Consider the following 17,818-nt stretch of genomic DNA (forward strand, 5'->3'; position numbering starts at 1 on the left):
CAGCTGCTCATCGCGCTCAGGGGCTGCGGCGCGCACCGCGGCGAACATCCGCACGTAGGTGCCGTCGTCAGACCAGCGACGGTGGCGTTCCCACACCGATTGCCACGCGCCGAAGTGATCGGGCAGGTCACGCCACGGCGACCCGGTGCGGTACCGCCAGATGATCGCCTCGAGCGTCAGTCGGTGGTCATTCCACGGCCGGCCCTGATGACCGCCGGCAGGCAGCACCGGCTGGATCAACTCCCACAACTCGTCCGGGATCTCGTCGGTACGCAACATTCGTCCAGCGTCGCCCACCAACCCGCCAATCTTTGGCAGACACGCTCTAGGCACCGCGCGATTGTGCAGTCATCGGGGCCTCAGCCCGCACACCGAGATCCCGATGGGCGCACAAGGGTCATGGGAATCGGTCAGGCAGGTCCGGGCCCGGGAGGAGACTGGGGCCGTGTCCCCTCGACGCTGCCCTTGCGGCACCGGCCTGACCTACGTCGAGTGCTGCGGCCGGCTGCACGACGGCACGGCGACCGCCGGGACGGCGGAGCAGCTGATGCGCTCCCGGTACAGCGCCTTCGCCGTAAGCGACGCGGCCCACCTGCTGGCGACCTGGCACCCGACCACCCGTCCGCGCACCCTCGACCTCGACCCGGGCGTGCGGTGGACGGGATTGGACGTGCTCGCCACCTCGGGCGGCTCGCTGCTGGCCGCCGAGGGCACTGTGGAGTTCCGCGCCCACCACGTGGTCCACCGGGTGGCCCGGGCCCAGCACGAGCTCAGCCGGTTCGCTCGGGAGGGCGGCCGGTGGTTCTACCTGGACGGCACGTCGCTGGCCTGAGGTTTGGGTTGCGCACTGCAACGGCAAGAGACCGGGCATGAAGAAACGCGCACTCGGACCGCAGGGCCTCACCGTCTCCGCCGAGGGACTGGGCTGCATGGGGATGAGCGCGTTCTACGGCGCGTTCGACGACGCCGAGTCGACGGCGACCCTCCAGCGGGCCCTCGACCTGGGCGTGACGTTCCTCGACACCGCCGACGCCTACGGCCCGCACACGAACGAGCGGCTGGTCGGCCGGGTTCTCGCCGACCGCCGCGACGAGGTGGTGCTGGCCACCAAGTTCGGCAACGAGCTAGACCACGAGGGCACGCGCACCGGCCAGGTTAACGGCCGGCCGGAGTACGTGCGGAAGTCCGTCGACGGCTCCCTGCAACGTCTGGGTCTCGACGTCATCGACCTCTACTACCAGCACCGGGTCGACCCGGACACGCCCGTCGAGGAGACCTTCGGCGTGCTGGGCGAACTCGTGGCCGAGGGCAAGGTCCGCTATCTGGGCATCAGCGAGGCATCACCGGACACCATCCGCCGGGCGCACAGCACCTCGCCGCTGACCGCCGTCCAGACCGAGTACTCGCTGTTCACCCGGGACGTCGAGGACGACGGCGTGCTCGCCGCCGTCCGCGAGCTCGGCATCGGCTTCGTGCCGTACTCGCCGCTGGGCCGGGGCTTCCTCTCCGGGAAGATCCGCTCGATCGACGACTTCGAGTCCGACGACTTCCGACGCTCCTCGCCGCGCTTCCAGGGCGAGAACTTCGCCAGGAACCTGGAGGTGCTCGACCGGGTCGTGGCCATCGCCGAGTCCAAGGGCGTCACCCCCAGCCAGCTGGCGCTGGCGTGGGTGCTGGCCCAGGGCGAGGACGTCGTGCCGATCCCGGGCACCCGCCGGACGGCGAACCTCGAGGAGAACGTCGCGGCTGTCGACATCGAGCTCACCGCCGATGAGCTGGCCGCGATCGAGGAGGCCGCGCCCGCCGGCGCCGCCGCCGGCGAGCGCTACGCCCCGCAGGGCATGCGGACGCTCAACCACTGACCTCTGTGGCGGCCAAAGTAGCCACTTTGGCCGCCAGGTAGGGGAAATGCATCGGCGGCCAGGCGACTTGCACCTGACATGACCTCCATCGCGATCATCGGAGCAGGCACCGGACTGGGGGCGGCCGTGGCGCGGCGTTTCGGCGCCGAGGGCTTCACCGTCGGGCTCATCTCCCGCCACCAGGGGCGGCTCGACGCGCTCGCCGCAGAGCTGGCCGAGGACGGCGTCCAGGCCCAGGGCTTCGCCGCCGACGTCCGCGACCCGTCGTCCCTGGCCCGCGCCCTCGAGCAGGTGACCGAGGCACTCGGCCCGATCGAGGTGCTGCAGTACAGCCCGCTGCCGCAGAAGGACTTCATGCGCCCGGTGCTGGAGACCACCCCCGCCGATCTGGTGGGGCCGGTGGAATTCTCCATCTACGGGCCGGTCGCCGCGGTGCATCAGGTGTTGCCGGGCATGCGCTTCCTCGGTAAGGACCGCGGCACGATCCTGTTCGTCAACGGCGGGTCGGCGGTGACCCCGGGGCGCACCGTCACCGGGACGTCGGTGGCCTTCGCCGGGCAGGCCGCCTACGCCCAGCTCCTGCACGAGGTGCTCGGCGAGGAGGGCATCCAGGTGTCCCAGCTGATCATCGGCGGCAGGATCATCTCCGGTGACCCGGAGAAGGACCCCGACGTGCTGGCCGGCCACCTCTGGGACCTGCACACGAAGCGCGACCGCTTCCGTCACCAGGTCAGCGCAGACTGATCCGATGCCGCACCTGCTGCACCTCGACGCGTCCGCCGATCCGCGCACCTCGGCGTCCCGGACGGTGACCGCGGCCTTCGTCGAGACCGCCGACCGGGACCACACCATCCCCCGCTGCAGCTGGTGTTCGGCCAGTCCCTCGGCATGACCGTCGAGGTGGTCACCGTGCAGCTGACCCTGGCGACCCGGATCCCCGCCATGGCCGGGCTGCGCGCCCGGGCCGCCGCCGACGCCGGGGCCGCCCGCGCCCGAGCGGTGGAGCTCGCCGGCTCGCTGGGCAGCTGACCCGGCGCGACACCCCTGCGGGGACCGGGCTGCTGCGCGCGTCCGGGAGCAGAATCGGGCTGGTGACCCAGCCGCTGCGCCACCGCGCCCCCGAGGGCACCGAGTCATCTGTCCTGGACCTGACCCGGTGGCGGTTGAACTCGCTGCCGGACACGAACTCTGACGAGGACTGGGACGACGACCGCGAGCTCTTCGACCCCGACGGCAACCGGGTCGACACCTGGCGGGACGGCTACCCGTACAGCGAGCGGATGGAGCGGCGCGAGTACGAGATCGAGAAGCGCACGTTGCAGATCGAGCTGCTGAAGCTGCAGGGCTGGGTCAAGGACGCCGGCCAGAAGCTGGTGCTTGTGTTCGAGGGCCGCGACGCGGCCGGCAAGGGCGGCACCATCAAGCGGTTCACCGAGCACCTCAACCCCCGCGGGGCCCACGTCGTCGCGCTGGACAAGCCGTCGGAGCGCGCGAAGGCGCAGTGGTACTTCCAGCGGTACGTGGCCCACCTGCCCGCCGCTGGAGAGATCGTTCTGTTCGACCGGTCCTGGTACAACCGGGCCGGCGTCGAGCGGGTCATGGGCTACTGCACCGCCGACGAGTACCTGCTGTTCATGCGCCAGGCACCGGAGCTGGAACGGATGCTGGTCGACAGCGACATCCACCTGGTCAAGTTCTGGTTCTCGGTGACCAGGGGTGAGCAGCGCAGCCGGTTCATCGTCCGGCAGATCGACCCGGTGCGGCAGTGGAAGCTCTCCCCCACCGACCTGGCCTCGCTGGACAAGTGGGACGCCTACACCGAGGCCAAGGAGGCGATGTTCCTCTACACCGACACCGCGCACGCGCCGTGGACGGTGATCAAGAGCAACGACAAGAAGCGCGCCCGGCTGGAGGCCATCCGCCACGTGCTGGACCGCTTCGACTACGACGGCAAGGACGCCGAGGCCGTCGGCGTGCCCGACCGGCTCATCGTCGGCTCGGCGGCCGACGTGCTCGAGGAGGAGGCCGGCGCCCCGGTGATGCCGCGGCCCGGCGACCGGCTGCCCACCGGCGAGGCGACTGGCTGACCGGGGCCCCCGCTTTCGGCGCGGAAAGCGAGCTGTGCCGACGCCGGACAGCACAGCGCCCGCCCCGGCGGACCGGGGCGGGCGCTGCTGCGTACGGGCGGATCAGCGGCGGACGTCGCCACCGTCGGTGTCGATCTGCTCCTTGCGGACGGTGTCGGTCACGGTCTCCTGCTCGGTGACGGTTTCCTTGTCCAGCCGGACCCGCTCGACGGGGACCGCTTCCTTCTCCACGACGGGACGCTCCGCATGCAACGTCACCTCGTGCTCCTCCTCGCTGATGGCCGGCCCGTCCATCGCGTTGCCGACGTTGCCGTCGGTGATGGGCTCACGCTCGACGCGAACCTCTTCCCGGGTGACGGGGACCGTCTGCGTCACGTTCTCGCTGACGACGTACTTGCGGAGGCGCGCCTTGCCGAGCTCTTCGGTCGCGGTGCCGACGTTGAGCCGCTCCTCGGAGCGGGTCATGGCGTCGTCGGTCGTCGGGCCCGAGGTGTCGCGGCCGACGGTGCCGTGCCGGTTGGTGCCGGTGTCGGTGTCGGTATCCACCATGCCGGCGGTGCCGGTCGTCGTCGTGGTGTCGGCGTACCCGGCGGTCGTCGTGTCCCGGCCGGTGTCCATGCCCGCGGTGCCCGTGCCCATGCCGTAGTGGCGGTAGAGCTCCTGCTCCTCCTCCGGGGAGAGGTGCCCCTCAGTGTCGATCTTCGGAGCGTCCTTCACGGCAGACTTGCTGACGGGTACGCGGACGCCGTCGCTGGTGAGGTCGGCGTCCCGGATCGGCACGAAGGTCTCCTTCGTGCCGAACATGCCGGTCTTGACGGTGACCCACTCCGGGTTGCCGGACTGGTCGTCCAAGAACACCTCGGAGGCAGTACCGATCTTGTCGCCGTCAGCGTCGAAGACGTCTGCGCCGATCACGCGGTCGAGGGTGTCGGTGCCGATCATGGTTCCGCTCCTCCTGCTCGGGGATGTGATTTGCTCGCTTTCTGACCTGCCCCCCTACCCGCCGCCGAAACGGGTTGCCCATGATCCATCTGACGGTGCGTGACCGGGCTGCCGACGACCACGACGATGCTCGGGCGCGACAGCGCAGGTCAGCGGCCCCGCCACGACCGACGCACCGTCGACGTCTCCCGTCACGACACGCGGGGTCGGCGACGATCCAGTGCCCGCCGGGCGTGTCGCGCCACGGTCGAGCCGCTGGGCGCGCCGAGCATGGAGGCGTGCCTCCTCGTTCGCCGTACGACAACCTGGTCCACCCCCGCACGCAGAAGAAGCCGGTCCCGCAGGTCGAGGCCGAGCACGACCTGGTGGTCGAGGACCCCAGTTCGGGCTTCGTCGGAGCGGTGGTGCGCTGCGAGAAGGACGTCGTCCACCTCGAGGACCGCTTCGGAAAGGTCCGCGGCTACCCGCTGGGCCCCGGGTTCTGGGTCGACGGCCGGCCCGTCGTCCTGGTGCGGCCCAAGCAGGCCGGACCCGCCGGTCCATTGCGCAGCGCGTCGGGCTCCACCTACGTCGACAACGCCCGCGCCCGGGTCGCCCGCGCCGGGCGCATCTACGTGGAGGGCAAGCACGACGCCGAGCTCGTGGAGAAGGTCTGGGGCCACGACCTGCGGATCGAGGGCGTCGTGGTCGAGCCGCTGCACGGCGTGGACGACCTGCCAGGGATCGTCCGGGACTTCAAGCCCGCGGCCGGACGGCGACTGGGCGTGCTGGTCGACCACCTGGTCACCGGCTCGAAGGAGACCCGGATCGCCAACCAGGTCACCGGCGCACACGCCCTGGTGGTCGGCCACCCGTTTATCGACATCTGGCAGGCCGTCAAGCCCTCGGTGGTCGGCATCCCGGCCTGGCCGGTGGTCCCGAAGGGACAGCCCTGGAAGGAGGGTGTCTGCGCGGCCCTGGGCTGGGAGGACGACACCGGCTACGTGTGGGCGCAGCGCATCCTGGCCCGGGTGAAGACCTGGACCGACCTGGAGCCGGTCCTCATCGGCCGGGTCGAGGAGCTCATCGACTTCGTCACGACCGACTGACGAAGCCCGCCGCCCTCGGGTGAGGACGACGGCCGCCCGGCCCCTCTGCAGGGTCCCGCCGCGAGCTCGCGAGCGGTGGGGGGCAGCGGGGTCCTTTCTCAGCCGGGGATGTAGTTGAACGCGTCCGGGTCGGGGCCGGTGCGCTCGTTGTGGTCCAGCGCGGTGATCTCGCGCAGGTCGCCCTCGCTGAGCTCGAAGTCGAAGAGCGCAAAGTTCTCCTCGACCCGGCTGCGGGTGACCGACTTCGGGAACACGATGTCGCCGCGCTGGATGTGCCAGCGCAGTGTGACCTGGGCGGGGGTCCGGCCGACCCGCTCGGCCACCCGGACGATCGCCGGGTCGTCGAGCACCTTGCCCTGGGCGATCGGCGACCACGCCTCGGTGGCGATCTGGTGCTCGGCGTCGAAGGCCCGCAGCTCGTCCTGCGCCAGATAGGGGTGGATCTCGACCTGGTTGACCGCGGGACGGATCTCGGTCTCACCGAAGAGCCGGCGGAGGTGGTGCTCCTTGAAGTTGGAGACGCCGATCGCCTTGGCCCGCCCGGAGCGGTAGATCTCCTCCATCGCCTTCCAGGTCTCGACGTAGTCGACGTCGATGCCCGGCAGCGGCCAGTGCACGAGGAACAGGTCCAAGTGGTCGAAGCCGAGGTCGATCAGCGACTGGTCGAAGGCCCGCAGCGCCGCGTCGCGGGCGTGGAAGCCGTTGTTCAGCTTGCTGGTCACGAAGACCTCGCCGCGGTCGAGTCCCGAGTCGCGGACGGCCTGGCCGACTTCCTTCTCGTTGCCGTACATCTCGGCCGTGTCGATGTGCCGGTAGCCGACCTCCAGCGCGGCGAGCGTGGCCTCGCGGGTCTCCTCGGGCTTGATCTGGAAGACGCCGAAGCCCAGCTGCGGGATCTCGACGCCGTTGTTCAGGGTGATTGTGGGCACGGTGGCCATGGGGGTCCTCTTCCTGTCAGGTGCGTCTGCGGGGGCGCGCGCCGCACGTGGGGGCACGCTCAGTCCGCCTCCCCACCTACCCCGGCCCCGTCGGCCCAACCGGCGAGGCATCTCACGGCAGTACCGGGAATGCGTCTCAGAGCGCCGTGCGGGCCGCCCAAAGGTCGGGGAAGACCTCGCGCGCGGCGCTGCGCTCCAGCCAGGCCAGCCCGGCGGACCCCCCGCTGCCCGGCTTGGCCCCCATCGACCGGCGCACCGCGGTCACGTGTCGCTGCCGCCATGTGGTGAACACCTCGGCGGCGTCGGTGAGCGCCTCCGCCAGCGCGAACAGCTCGTTCCCCGGCCGGGGGTCGCGGTAGACCGCGGCCCAGAGCTCGGTGACCGCGGGATCGGCCGGATGGGGAACGGACCGGTCCCGCTCCAGCACGCCGGGCGGCACCGCGAACCCCCGCCGGGCCAGGTACGCCAGGACGTCGTCCTCCAACGACGGCGCGTGCAGCGCCCGCTGCAGGTCCGCGTGCACGACCGGCAGGCCGCGGTGCGGCCGGACCACCGACTCGGCCTTGAGCCCGAGCAGGAACTCCACGTGCCGGTACTCGTAGGACTGGAAGCCCGACGCCTCGCCGAGGGCGTCGCGGAAACCGTTGAACTCCGCGGGCGTCAGCCACAACAGCGATCCCCAGCTGGCGTCCAGGGAGCGCAGGTGGTGCACCGACCGGCGGATCGCCGCCAGCGCGCCGTCCAGGTCATCGGCCCGGAACCGGTCCTGGGCCAGCTCCCACTCCCGGCGCAGCAGGATGAACCACAGCTCCATCACCTGGGTGACGACCAGGAAGGACGGCTCGGCCGGGTGGTCGGTGACGGTGCGGACGAGCGCCTGCAACTGCCGCACGCCGACGTACTCCTCGTACGGCGTCGCCGCGGCGAACTCCACCGTCGGCGATCCGGCGTTGCCCGCGGCCCGGGCGGCGCGCGTCTCGGCGTCCAGGGGAGCAGGTGACCGTCGCGTGCTCATGGCGCCCTCCAGGGGTGGGTCAGAAGTAGTCGAGCAGCTCCGCCGGCGGGCCGCCGGCCAGCAGGTCCAGGGCGGCGGGATCCGCCGTCCCCCCGGCCAGCCCGGCCTGGGCGAGCCCGCGACCGGTGCCCACCCCGCAGTAGAGGACGGCGAAGCCCCGGACGTCCAGCGTCAGCTCCGGCTCGGCGGTCACCCGGGTCAGCTCCCCCGCGCCGTCGGCGAGCTCCAGCTGCCACACGCCGGCGTTCCAGGGGGCAGCCGCGTCGGTGAGGGCGAACGCCACCCGGCCGCGGAGGTGCCCGGGCCAGCCGCGGTCCGCCACCGCCCGGACGACGTCGACCGGCCGGTGCATCCACGGCTGGGACGCGTGGGTGCCGGCCCGCTCCAGCGGCAACGCCACCGAGACCGCGTCGCCGGCCAGCAGTGGCACCCGGACGGTGCGGGCCACCGTCGTCCACCCGGCAAGCACGCCGACCAGCGCCCGGCCGGCCTGCGGCGTGGCGGCCAGCAGGTCGTGCACCTCCAGCCGGGAGTCGGCCCCGTAGCCGCGGCCCCGGCCGAACAGCAGCGCTCCGACCAGCCGGCCGCCGTCCTCGGCGAGGGTGACCGCGTCCACGTCGCGCGGCAGCGGTGTCTCTGTCGGCTCGTCGAAGATGCCCCCGCGGCGGGTGAGCAGCCCGTCCCGGGCGCGGGCGACCTCCTCGTACAGGTCGGTCACCGCCGGCAGGTCGTCCGGCCCGCCCGGGCGCAGCGACACCGAACCGGTGTCCCGCGGTCGGGGCAGCGCGGCGATGTCCAGGTCGGCGGCGCGCAGTGCACCGGCGACCTCCCAGCCCATCGACCGGTACACCGCGGTGACGGTCGGGTACAGCGCGCTGACCGCGGCCCCTCGGTCACGGACGCGCGCCAGCAGCTCGGTGAGCAGCGTCCGGGCCAGGCCACCGCCGCGGCTCTCCGGCCGGACGGCGACCCCGCTGACGTCGGCGGCGGCCATCCGGCGCCCGCCCCACCACTGCTCGTGCGCGAGGTCGGTGACCTTCCCGACGAGCCGGCCGGCGTCGTCGAACGCGCCCAGCCGGAAGGTGCCCGGGATCTCGCGCAGCGCGTGCAGCGGCGCCTCGGCGGGGCCGCCGAACGCCAGCCGGCCCAGCTCCCAGGCGGCTGGGAGGTCGTCGGCGGTCAGCGGCCGGATGGTCATGCTCACCGGCGCAGCATGCCGGCGCCGGACACCGCCAGCAGCCCGGCCAGTCCCGCGGCGGCGGCCGGGACTGCGAAGGCCGTCTGGGCTCCCCAGGCGTCGACGGCCGCACCGGCCAGGGTGGCACCGGCGGTGACCCCGAGGGTCAGGCCGGTCGAGGTCCAGGCGAGCCCCTCGTTGAGCGTGGCCCGGTCCATCCGCGACTCGACCAGCGACATGCCCGCCACCAGCAGCGGTGCGATCGCCAGGCCGGCCAGGAACGCGGCGGGCACCAGCCACGCCAGCGAGCCGACCAGCAGGAGCAACTGCGCGGCCAGGCCGAAGAGCACCGCGCAGCCCACGAACCGGGCGACGAGTGAGCCGGGCAGTCGCAGCACGCCGTAGACGAGCCCGGCGACCAGGCTGCCCGCGGCGTACACGGCCAGCGCGACACCCGCCGCGGCCGGCTCCCCCTCGACCTCGGCGAACCCGACGACGACGACGTCCATCGCGCCGAAGACCACCCCGACCGCCAGGTAGGTGACGGCGACGACCAGCGGCGCCGGCGTGAGCACCGCCGTCCGGCCGCGCGGCTGCCCGGCCGGGACGACGGCCACCGGCGGCTGCGTCGCGGTCTGCCGGGACAGCGCCAGACCGCCGGCGACGCCCACCACCAGCCCGGCGAGGAAGCCCGCCGGCGGGCTGACCAGCGCGGCCAGGAAGGTGACCAGCAGCGGGCCGACGACGAAGACGAGCTCGTCGACGACGGACTCGAACGCGAAGGCGGTCTGCCGCTGCTGCTGGTCGGGCAGCGCGGACGCCCAGCGGGACCGGACCACCGAGCCGATGTTGGCGCCGCTGGCCCCGGAGAGGGCGGCGAGGACGAACCAGGCCCAGCGCGGAGCATCGGCGACGACGACGCCCACGAACGCCAGCCCCAGGACCAGGTAGGCGAGGCTGGTCAGCCGCAGCACCACGCCCTGGCCGCGGCGGTCCATCAGCCGCGCCCACTGCGGGCTGGCCAGCGCGAAGGACAGCGCGAGGGTGCCCGAGACGGCGCCGGCCAGCGCGTAGCTGCCGGTCTCGCCGGCGACCAGCAGCACCGAGCCGAGGCCGACGGTGGCCATCGGCACCCGGGCGAACCACCCGGTGAGGGAGAAGGCCCGGGCGCCGGGGACGACGAACAGCCGGCCGTAGGGACCGAACAGGGTGGAGGGTGCGGGGACCTTGACGACCACGGACTGCTTCTCGCGCTTCCTGGCCACAGGCGAGTGCGGGGATGCCCGCCGGGCTCTCGGGTGGCAGGTGGAACCTAGCAGCGCCGGGGTGCCCGGGGGGCGCTGCGACAGACTGACCGGGTGACGAGCCGACGACGCGAACCGCTGGACGTCGCCACCGGCGAGAGCCGGGTGTCGGCCTACGTCTACGGCAACATCCTGGTGCTCGCCGCGGTGGTCGGCGCCTCCCGCGCCGCGGTGGCATCCGGCGCGGCGGTGGCGATCGTGGCCGGCACGGTGCTGTCCACCTACGTCGCTGTCCACCTACGTCGCGCACGTGCTGGCGCACTCGATCGGCTCGCTGTTCGGCGGCACCGACGGCTGGACGGCGGTCCGCGCCCAGCTCCGCGACGCCGTGCCGATCGGCCGGATCGCGGCCACCGGAGTGGTCTACCGCCGGCTCCGCGAGGACGTCCCGCGGCGGAAGGCGTGGGCGGTCGGCCTCACGGCCGCAGCGGTGGCCGCGCTCGCCGTCGTCCTGAAGCTGACGCTCACGCACTGATCCCCGGCACCCACTGGATCCGCCGCGCGGACGCCGGCGGCACTACATTCGGAGCGTGACGACCGTGAGCCCCCTGCCGGACCCCCAGGTGCGCCCCACCGGGGTGACCCCCGGCAGCGGTGGCCTGGTCGATCGGCACGGGCGGACGGCGACCGACCTGCGGGTGTCGCTGACCGACCGGTGCAACCTGCGCTGCACCTACTGCATGCCGCCCGAGGGCCTGGACTGGCTGCCCAAGGTCGAGCAGCTCACCGACGACGAGGTCGTCCGGCTGGTGCGCATCGGGGTCGAGCAGCTGGGCATCCGCGAGGTGCGCTTCACCGGCGGCGAGCCGCTGCTGCGCCCGGGGCTGCCCGGCATCGTCTCGGCCACCACCGCGCTGCTCCCCCGCCCTGAGGTCAGCCTGACCACCAACGCCGTCGGGCTGTCCCGGATGGCGCCGGCGCTGGCCGCGGCCGGGCTGGACCGGATCAACGTCAGCCTGGACACCTTGGACCAGGCGCGGTTCAAGCAGCTGACGTACCGCGACCGGCTGCCCGACGTGCTCGCCGGCCTCAAGGCCGCCAAGAACGCCGGCCTCACCCCGGTCAAGATCAACACGGTGCTGCTGCGTGGCATCAACGAGGACGACGCCGTCCCGCTGCTCGAGTACTGCCTCGAACACGGCTACGAGCTGCGCTTCATCGAGCAGATGCCGCTGGACGCCCACCACGCCTGGACCCGTGGCGAGATGGTCACCGCCGACGACATCCTGGCCAAGCTCACCGCCACCCACACGCTCGTCCCGGACGTCGAGGAGCGCGGCGCCGCGCCGGCCGAGCGCTGGCTGGTCGACGGCACCGAGCTGACCGTCGGCATCATCGCCTCGGTCACCCGCTCCTTCTGCGGCGCCTGCGACCGCACGCGGCTCACCGCCGACGGGCAGATCCGCAACTGCCTGTTCGCCCGCGAGGAGTCCGACCTGCGCGCCGCGCTGCGAACCGGGGCCAGCGACGCCGAGCTGGCCGATCGCTGGCGGATCGCCACGCTGTCCAAGCTGCCCGGCCACGGCATCGACGACCCGAGCTTCCTGCAGCCCACCCGGCCGATGTCGGCCATCGGGGGCTGATCGTGGTCACGGTGCGGTACTTCGCCGGCGCCCGGGCGGCCGTCGGCGTCGACACCGAGACCCGGCAAGCCGCCACCCTGGCCGACCTGGTCGGGCAGATCGTCGACGCACACGGCGAGCAGCTGGAGCGGGTGCTCACCGCCTGTTCGTTCCTGGTCGACGGAACCTCCACCCGGGACCGGGCGTTGGTGCTGGCGCCCGGCGCGGTGGTGGACGTCCTGCCACCCTTTGCCGGCGGATGAGGAGACCACGATGAGCGTGTTCGGGAAGGCGAAGGCCAAGGTCGAGGAGCTGCTGGGCCGGGCCGAGCAGGTCTATGGCGAGTCCCACGGCGACGCCGCCGCCACGCTGGACGGCGAGGCCCGCCGACTGGAGGGCGAGGCCGAGGAGGAGCAGGCCGATCCTCACCAGGCCGAGCGCCCAGCCCGGCACCGGCACCCGGACGACGACGGGCTCGCCGGCGCGCGGTGAGCTGACCGCTCGTTCAGGACGGGTCGTCGGGAACCGTCGGCGGCACCCGCTCCGGCCCGGCCGCTGCGGGCCGCTGGTGTGACCTGAGGGTGCAGCCGGATGGCGACCAGGGCGACGTCGTCGTCCGGACGGCCGTGCACCAACCGGTCCAGCACCTCGTCGCAGAGCTCGTCGAGCGGGCGGCCGGCCAGCTCCGCGACGACCTCGCGCAGGCGTGCCACCCCCGAGTCCAGGTCGCCGTCACGGCTCTCGATCAGCCCGTCGGTGTACAGCAGCACGGTCGCCCCCCGGTCGAGGGTGATGACCGACTCGGTGTGCGCCGTCGTGCTGATGGCCGGCGTTGCCCCAACGCATCCGGGTCACCCCGCGAGCAAGCTCCTCCTCGGTCTGCTCGAACCGCGCCACCGCCGCGGTGGCGTAGGTGCGCAGCTGGAGCAGGGTCATCGCGGCGTCCAGTCCGCGCAGCACCTCCGCCGGGCCGGCGTCGCTGTAGGTCGCGATGCCGCGCAGCAGCGCCCGCAGCTGACCCATCGCGGCTGCGGCGGCCGTGTCGTGCCCGACGACGTCCCCGATGACCAGCATCGTCGACCCCGAGGGCCGCAGGAAGGCGCCATACCAGTCGCCGCCCACCCGGGCAGCCTCGGCGGCCGGGGTGTACCGGACGACGATCTCCGCATGGTCAGGCTCGAACGGCCCGGTCAGCAGGCTGCGCTGCAGCTCCTCGGCCAGCTGCCGCTGGCGGAACAGGCGGGCGGTGGCCGACATGTTGGAAAGCCGCACCTCGGCATACCTCTCGACGACGGCACGCTTGACCGGGTCCTCGTGCCACCAGCCGACGTCGCGAGGCCGCCCGTCGTCATCGACCACGGTCAGGACGCACCAGTCGGCCAGCGCGGAGGTGATCAGTCGGGGTATCCGGCTCATCGCGATCTCCGCGTCGAGCTCGCCGGCCAACTCGGCGCTGACCCGGGCGAGCATGGCCAGCCGTTCCTGGGCCTGCCGGCGCGCGGTGACGTCGGTGAAGTAGAGCGCGAGGCCCTCCGGGCGGGGTCCGCCTGCACCTCGAACCACCGGTCCCAGTAGGAAGCGCCGACCAGCTGCTCGCGGGTCTGGCCGACGACCGACTCGCCCGCCGTGCCCACCAGCCCCGGGCGCCTCACGGACAGGCGACCCACTCCTCCTCGCCGTCGGTGAAGACCTGGCGCTTCCAGATCGGCAGCCGGGCCTTCACCTCGTCGACCAGCTCCGCGCAGGCGGTGAACGCGGCACCGCGGTGCGCGGCGCTGATCGCGCAGGCCAGCGCGACATCGCCGATGCCCAGCAGCCCCACCCGATGGGAGACCGCGACCGCCCGGACGTCGGGGCGGGCGGCGAACTCGGCGGCGATCTCGGCGATGAGACCAGCGGCGGTGGGGTGTCCCACGTACTCGAGCTCGGTGACCGACCGGCCGCCGTCGTGGTCGCGGACGACGCCGGAGAAGGACACGACCGCACCGGCCGCCTCGTCGGCGACGGCGGCCTCGTGGTCGGCGACCGACAGCGGCTCGTCAGTGACGGCGGCCAGCAGGGGTGAGCTCACGCCGCTGAAGTTACCCGCCCGGTGGCCCAGGCAAAGGAAGCTCTTCACCCGGTATCGGGGCGGAAACCGGGTGGATAGCTTCCTATGCCTAGGGGGTGCCGGGCGGGACGTCCAGATCGACCGGGTCGGCCAGTCCGGTGCAGTCGACCTCGGTGACCTCGTGCGCGGTCAGGTAGCGACGCGCCCCCTCGTCGCCGGTCGCGCTCTCCGCCACGCCGGCCCAGTGCTCCCGGCCCAGCAGCACCGGGTGCCCGCGGACGCCGTCGTAGGTCGGCACCGCGAGCGCGTCGGGCGCTGCGTGCTCGGCCATCCGGGCCAGCGCGGCGGGCGTCATGCCCGGCATGTCGACCAGCAGCACCAGGACGGCGTCCACCCTCCCCGGCCACCCCCGCAGCCCGTCCAGCCCGGTGCGCAGCGAGGAGGCCATCCCGGTCTCCCACTCGGCGTTGGCCAGCACGGTGGCCCCGCCCAGGTCGGCGGACCGCCAGACATCGACCGCCCGGGCCCCGAGGACGACGAGCACCGGGTCGCACACCGCCGTCGCCGTCCGCACCGCCCGCTCGACCAGCAGGCTGCCCTCGAACTCGACCAGCGCCTTCGGCATCCCGTACCGGCGGCCCCCGCCGGCGGCGAGCACCAGCGCGGCCACGGGTCTGTCGGCGGTCACTCCCCCACCCTCTCAGCGCGTGTAGACGGTGACGTCGGCGGCCTTCACCGACGCCCACACCTGGGCGCCCGGGGCCAGCCCGAGCTCGGCGAAGGACGTCGCGGTCACGTCGGCGGTCAGCGGCACCTCGCCGGCCAGGTCGCAGCGCACCTCCGAGCCGTGCGGCGTGGCGGCGACCAGCCGGACCGGCCAGACGTTGCGCGGGCTCCCCGTCGGCCGCTCGAGGTACAGCGCGACCGAGGCGGGCCGGACGGCGACGAACACCGGCCCGGTCGTCTCCTCCCCGATCGACACGACCCCGCCGCCGTCCAGGGCCACCGACGTCCCGGTCGCGGCGCCGGGGAGCAGCACCAGCCCGACCAGCCGGGCGACGTAGTCGGTGCGCGGCCGGCGGGCCACCTCAGCCGGGGTGCCGGTCTGCACGACCCGGCCCTCCTCGACCACGACCACCCGGTCGGCCAGCGCCATCGCGTCGACCGGGTCGTGGCTGACCAGCACCGCGGAGCCGGGGAACTCAGCCAGGTGCCGGCGCAGCTCGGCACGCACGGTGAGCCGGGTGCGGGCGTCCAGCGCCGACAGCGGCTCGTCGAGCAGCAGCAGCCGGGGGTCGACGACGAGCGCGCGGGCCAGCGCCGCCCGCTGGGCCTGGCCGCCGGACAGCTCCCCCGGCCGGCGGTCGCCCAGCCCGACCAGCCCGACCCGGTCCAGCCAGCCATCGGCCGCGCTGCGCGCCTCGGCCCGGCGGACCCCGCGGGTGCGTAGCCCGAACGCGACGTTCTCGGTGACCGACAGGTGCGGGAACAGCAGGTGGTCCTGGAAGACCATGCCCAGCGACCGGTCGTGGGCGGGGACGTGCGCGCGACCCTCGTCCCAAACGGTGTCGCCGTCCAGCGCCACCCGGCCGCCGTCCGGGGGCAGCAGCCCGGCGAGGACCCGCAGGAGCGTGGACTTGCCGGCGCCGTTGGGCCCCAGGACGGCGAGCACCTCACCGTCCGCGACGGTCAGGTCGACGTCCAGGTGCAGGGAACCGCGCTGGACGACGACGTGCGCGGCCAACGTCATCCGACGGTGCTCCGGCTCAGCCACCGGTCGCGGAGCAGCAGCAGGGTGCCCAGCGAGACGGCGAGCAGCACCAGCGACAGCACGATCGCCGCCTCCGGGTCGCGTTGCAGGGCGAGGTACACCGCGAGCGGCATGGTCTGCGTCGTCCCCGGGAAGTTGCCGGCAAAGGTGATCGTCGCACCGAACTCGCCCAGTGCCCGCGCCCAGCAGAGCACCGCGCCGGCCGCGACACCCGGCGCCACCAGCGGCAGGGTGACCCGGCGGAATGTCGTCCACCGGTCGGCGCCCAGGGTGGCCGCGGCGTCCTCGAACCGGGCGTCGGCCGCCCGCAGCGCCCCCTCCACGCTGATCACCAGGAACGGCATGGCCACGAACGTCTCCGCGACGACCACGGCGGTGGTCGTGAACGGGATGGTCACGCCCAGGTGCTCGTAGAGCGGCCGACCGAGGATCCCGGTCCGGCCGATCGCCAGGAACAGCGCGACGCCGCCGACCACCGGGGGCAGCACCAGCGGCACGGTCACCAGCGCGCGCAGCACCGAGCGACCGCGGATCCGGGAGCGGGCCAGCACCCAGGCGATCGGCACGCCCAGCAGCAGTGAGAGCACGGTGGCCAGGGACGCGGAGAACAGCGACAGCCGCAGCGCCGAGCCGACCTCCTGCTGGGCGAGCTGCGGGCCGATCGACGACCAGGGTGCCCGGACCACCAGGCCGAGCAACGGCAGGACGAGGAACGCGATCCCCAGGACGGCGGGCACCAGCAGCGGGAGCGGGACGCCCCCGTCCCGTCGTGCCCGTCTCACGGGGTGCGGAAGCCGGCCGCCGCCAGGGCGCGCCGGCCGGCGTCGGAGAGCACCAGGTCGACGAACGCCTGCGCGGCGGCGGGGTTCGGCGCCGCCGCCAGCGTGCAGATCGGGTAGTCGTTGACCTCCCGCTCCGCCTCGGGGAACGGGATGCCCTCGACGTCGGAGCCGGCGCCCTGGACGTCGGTGGCGTAGACCAGCGCCGCGTCGACCTCGCCCAGCTGCACCTTGGTCAGCGCTGCCTTGACATCCTCCTCCTCGGTGTCCGGCACGGCGGTCACCCCCGCATCGGCGAACACGGCCTGCGCCGCCGCCCCACAGGGGACGTCGGCGGCGCAGACGGCGAGGGCCAGGTCGGGGTCGGCGAAGTCGGCCAGACCGGTGACCCGGCCGGGGTTGCCCTTCGGCACCGCGATCTCCAGGACGTTCTCGGTGAACACGGCCGGGTCGGCGGCCTGCAGCCCGGCGTCGGTGACCACGGTCATCTGCTCGTCGTTGGCCGAGGCGAAGACATCTGCCGGGGCGCCCTGGGTGAGCTGCGTGGCCAGCGCGGAGCTGCCGGCGAAGTTGAACCGCACGTCGAGATCGGGGTTGTCTGCTTCCAACCGATCGCCGAGCTCGCCGAAGACGTCGGTCAGCGAGGCCGCGGCGAAGACGGTGAGGGTGCCGGTCCTGCCACCACCCGAGGACGCCGTTCCACCGCAGCCGGCCAGCGCGAGCGCGGCGCCGAGAGCCAGCAGCGGCCTCACGGCACGTCCACGCTGACCTGGGTGGCCTTGACGGTGGCGACGGCGCGGACACCGATCTCCAGGCCGAGCTCGTCGGCGGCCTCCCGGGACATCAGCGAGACCAGTCGGAACGGCCCGGCCTGGATCTCCACCTGGGCCATCACGGTGTCCCGGACGACCCGGGTGACCAGGCCGGGCAGGCGGTTGCGCGCCGAGGACGACCGGGTCGCGCCGGGCTGCGGCGCCTCGTGCAGCTCGGCGGCCACCCGGGCCAGGTCGGCGCCGTCCACCTGAGCCGGGCCGCCTGCCCTACGGGTGGCGGCGAGCCGCTCGCTGTCGATCCAGCGGCGGACGGTGTCGTCACTCACGCCGAGCAGCGCGGCGGCTTCGGCGATCCGGTACGAGGCAGGCACCCCGTCACTCTAACCGCACAAGCGGCGAATAGTCCGTGATTGTGGCGCACCTACGGGACTGTCCGTCGTCACGCAATGGGACGATCACGTCCTGCGGCG

25 protein-coding genes are annotated in these 17,818 nt (G+C 73.3%); 11 read left to right on the forward strand and 14 right to left on the reverse strand.

Going from position 1 to position 17,818, the window contains the following annotated elements; translation table 11 throughout:
* The coding region (locus BLW04_RS19535; RefSeq protein WP_139306922.1) for a transposase at positions 1-279 on the reverse strand (279 nt) is incomplete at its 3' end.
* 166 nt (positions 280-445) lie between these two features.
* Between BLW04_RS19535 and BLW04_RS19540 the strand changes: the two genes are divergently transcribed.
* From BLW04_RS19540 to ppk2, 6 genes are all read left to right on the forward strand, one after another.
* Positions 446-832: a YchJ family protein gene (locus BLW04_RS19540; protein ID WP_254781801.1), complete on the forward strand. Its 387-nt coding sequence runs from the start codon at positions 446-448 to the stop codon at positions 830-832.
* Between the two features lie 37 nt (positions 833-869).
* A complete protein-coding gene (locus tag BLW04_RS19545; protein ID WP_091546112.1) occupies positions 870-1,862 on the forward strand; it encodes an aldo/keto reductase in 993 nt (330 codons plus the stop codon).
* 78 nt (positions 1,863-1,940) lie between these two features.
* Entirely contained in the window at positions 1,941-2,606 is a 666-nt protein-coding gene (locus tag BLW04_RS19550) for an SDR family NAD(P)-dependent oxidoreductase (protein ID WP_091546115.1), read from the forward strand.
* Between the two features lie 4 nt (positions 2,607-2,610).
* Positions 2,611-2,754: a hypothetical protein gene (locus BLW04_RS26950; protein ID WP_175484151.1), complete on the forward strand. Its 144-nt coding sequence runs from the start codon at positions 2,611-2,613 to the stop codon at positions 2,752-2,754.
* Positions 2,730-2,891 (forward strand): hypothetical protein, encoded by a 162-nt coding sequence (locus tag BLW04_RS26955; protein ID WP_175484152.1) that lies wholly within the window; start codon positions 2,730-2,732, stop codon positions 2,889-2,891. Before BLW04_RS26950 ends, BLW04_RS26955 begins: the two co-directional genes overlap by 25 nt.
* 62 nt (positions 2,892-2,953) lie before the next feature.
* Complete coding sequence (gene ppk2, locus BLW04_RS19555; RefSeq protein ID WP_091546118.1) at positions 2,954-3,949, forward strand: polyphosphate kinase 2; 996 nt, start codon at positions 2,954-2,956, stop codon at positions 3,947-3,949.
* Between the two features lie 102 nt (positions 3,950-4,051).
* On the opposite strand, the gene BLW04_RS19560 is transcribed toward ppk2, so the two are convergent.
* Positions 4,052-4,891, reverse strand: a complete 840-nt coding sequence (locus BLW04_RS19560) for a DUF2382 domain-containing protein (RefSeq protein WP_091546122.1) — start codon at positions 4,889-4,891, stop codon at positions 4,052-4,054.
* 278 nt (positions 4,892-5,169) lie between these two features.
* On the opposite strand from BLW04_RS19560, the gene BLW04_RS19565 reads away from it, so the two are divergent.
* Positions 5,170-5,979: a DUF3097 domain-containing protein gene (locus BLW04_RS19565; RefSeq protein ID WP_091546126.1), complete on the forward strand. Its 810-nt coding sequence runs from the start codon at positions 5,170-5,172 to the stop codon at positions 5,977-5,979.
* A 98-nt stretch (positions 5,980-6,077) separates the two neighbouring features.
* Here BLW04_RS19565 and BLW04_RS19570 read toward each other — a convergent pair whose 3' ends face one another.
* From BLW04_RS19570 to BLW04_RS19585, 4 genes are all read right to left on the reverse strand, one after another.
* Complete coding sequence (locus BLW04_RS19570) at positions 6,078-6,917, reverse strand: aldo/keto reductase (RefSeq protein ID WP_091546129.1); 840 nt, start codon at positions 6,915-6,917, stop codon at positions 6,078-6,080.
* Positions 6,918-7,053: 136 nt separating this feature from the next.
* The gene (locus BLW04_RS19575; protein WP_091546133.1) at positions 7,054-7,932 is read right to left on the reverse strand and encodes a tryptophan 2,3-dioxygenase; all 879 of its coding nucleotides are present in this window, start codon (positions 7,930-7,932) and stop codon (positions 7,054-7,056) included.
* Positions 7,933-7,951: 19 nt separating this feature from the next.
* Positions 7,952-9,130 carry a GNAT family N-acetyltransferase gene (gene eis, locus BLW04_RS19580; RefSeq protein ID WP_091546136.1) on the reverse strand — a complete coding sequence of 393 codons (1,179 nt, stop codon included), beginning with the start codon at positions 9,128-9,130 and terminating at the stop codon, positions 7,952-7,954.
* A gap of 2 nt (positions 9,131-9,132) precedes the next feature.
* On the reverse strand, positions 9,133-10,347 hold the full coding sequence (locus tag BLW04_RS19585; protein ID WP_091546232.1) for an MFS transporter: 1,215 nt from the start codon (positions 10,345-10,347) through the stop codon (positions 9,133-9,135).
* Positions 10,348-10,663: 316 nt separating this feature from the next.
* On the opposite strand from BLW04_RS19585, the gene BLW04_RS19590 reads away from it, so the two are divergent.
* From BLW04_RS19590 to BLW04_RS19605, 4 genes are read left to right on the forward strand one after another with little or no spacing between them, the layout of a single operon-like run.
* Positions 10,664-10,888, forward strand: a complete 225-nt coding sequence (locus BLW04_RS19590) for a hypothetical protein (RefSeq protein ID WP_091546140.1) — start codon at positions 10,664-10,666, stop codon at positions 10,886-10,888.
* A 55-nt stretch (positions 10,889-10,943) separates the two neighbouring features.
* Complete coding sequence (moaA, locus tag BLW04_RS19595; protein WP_175484153.1) at positions 10,944-11,996, forward strand: GTP 3',8-cyclase MoaA; 1,053 nt, start codon at positions 10,944-10,946, stop codon at positions 11,994-11,996.
* An 11-nt stretch (positions 11,997-12,007) separates the two neighbouring features.
* Positions 12,008-12,238 carry a MoaD/ThiS family protein gene (locus BLW04_RS19600; protein WP_254781802.1) on the forward strand — a complete coding sequence of 77 codons (231 nt, stop codon included), beginning with the start codon at positions 12,008-12,010 and terminating at the stop codon, positions 12,236-12,238.
* A 10-nt stretch (positions 12,239-12,248) separates the two neighbouring features.
* Positions 12,249-12,467 (forward strand): hypothetical protein, encoded by a 219-nt coding sequence (locus BLW04_RS19605; RefSeq protein ID WP_091546147.1) that lies wholly within the window; start codon positions 12,249-12,251, stop codon positions 12,465-12,467.
* Here the strand turns inward: BLW04_RS19605 and BLW04_RS28705 are convergent.
* The 8 genes from BLW04_RS28705 to BLW04_RS19640 form a co-directional block, all read right to left on the reverse strand.
* A complete protein-coding gene (locus BLW04_RS28705; RefSeq protein ID WP_254781803.1) occupies positions 12,401-12,745 on the reverse strand; it encodes a SpoIIE family protein phosphatase in 345 nt (114 codons plus the stop codon). The genes BLW04_RS19605 and BLW04_RS28705 overlap by 67 nt on opposite strands.
* Positions 12,708-13,538 (reverse strand): PP2C family protein-serine/threonine phosphatase, encoded by an 831-nt coding sequence (locus tag BLW04_RS19610; protein ID WP_254781804.1) that lies wholly within the window; start codon positions 13,536-13,538, stop codon positions 12,708-12,710. The genes BLW04_RS28705 and BLW04_RS19610 overlap by 38 nt, the downstream gene beginning before the upstream one ends.
* Positions 13,539-13,623: 85 nt before the next feature.
* Positions 13,624-14,046 carry a molybdenum cofactor biosynthesis protein MoaE gene (locus BLW04_RS19615; RefSeq protein WP_217631130.1) on the reverse strand — a complete coding sequence of 141 codons (423 nt, stop codon included), beginning with the start codon at positions 14,044-14,046 and terminating at the stop codon, positions 13,624-13,626.
* An 88-nt stretch (positions 14,047-14,134) separates the two neighbouring features.
* Positions 14,135-14,713 carry a nucleotidyltransferase family protein gene (locus BLW04_RS19620; RefSeq protein ID WP_091546151.1) on the reverse strand — a complete coding sequence of 193 codons (579 nt, stop codon included), beginning with the start codon at positions 14,711-14,713 and terminating at the stop codon, positions 14,135-14,137.
* A gap of 12 nt (positions 14,714-14,725) precedes the next feature.
* Positions 14,726-15,775, reverse strand: a complete 1,050-nt coding sequence (locus tag BLW04_RS19625) for an ABC transporter ATP-binding protein (RefSeq protein ID WP_091546154.1) — start codon at positions 15,773-15,775, stop codon at positions 14,726-14,728.
* Positions 15,772-16,578: an ABC transporter permease gene (locus tag BLW04_RS19630; RefSeq protein ID WP_091546158.1), complete on the reverse strand. Its 807-nt coding sequence runs from the start codon at positions 16,576-16,578 to the stop codon at positions 15,772-15,774. The genes BLW04_RS19625 and BLW04_RS19630 overlap by 4 nt, the downstream gene beginning before the upstream one ends.
* Positions 16,575-17,327, reverse strand: coding sequence for a molybdate ABC transporter substrate-binding protein (gene modA / locus BLW04_RS19635; protein ID WP_091546161.1), 753 nt, complete (start codon positions 17,325-17,327; stop codon positions 16,575-16,577). Before modA ends, BLW04_RS19630 begins: the two co-directional genes overlap by 4 nt.
* Positions 17,324-17,719 carry a TOBE domain-containing protein gene (locus BLW04_RS19640; protein WP_091546164.1) on the reverse strand — a complete coding sequence of 132 codons (396 nt, stop codon included), beginning with the start codon at positions 17,717-17,719 and terminating at the stop codon, positions 17,324-17,326. Before BLW04_RS19640 ends, modA begins: the two co-directional genes overlap by 4 nt.
* Positions 17,720-17,818 lie beyond the last annotated feature (99 nt).

Origin of the sequence: Modestobacter sp. DSM 44400 (assembly GCF_900107175.1) — a bacterium.
GTDB lineage: Bacteria > Actinomycetota > Actinomycetes > Mycobacteriales > Geodermatophilaceae > Modestobacter.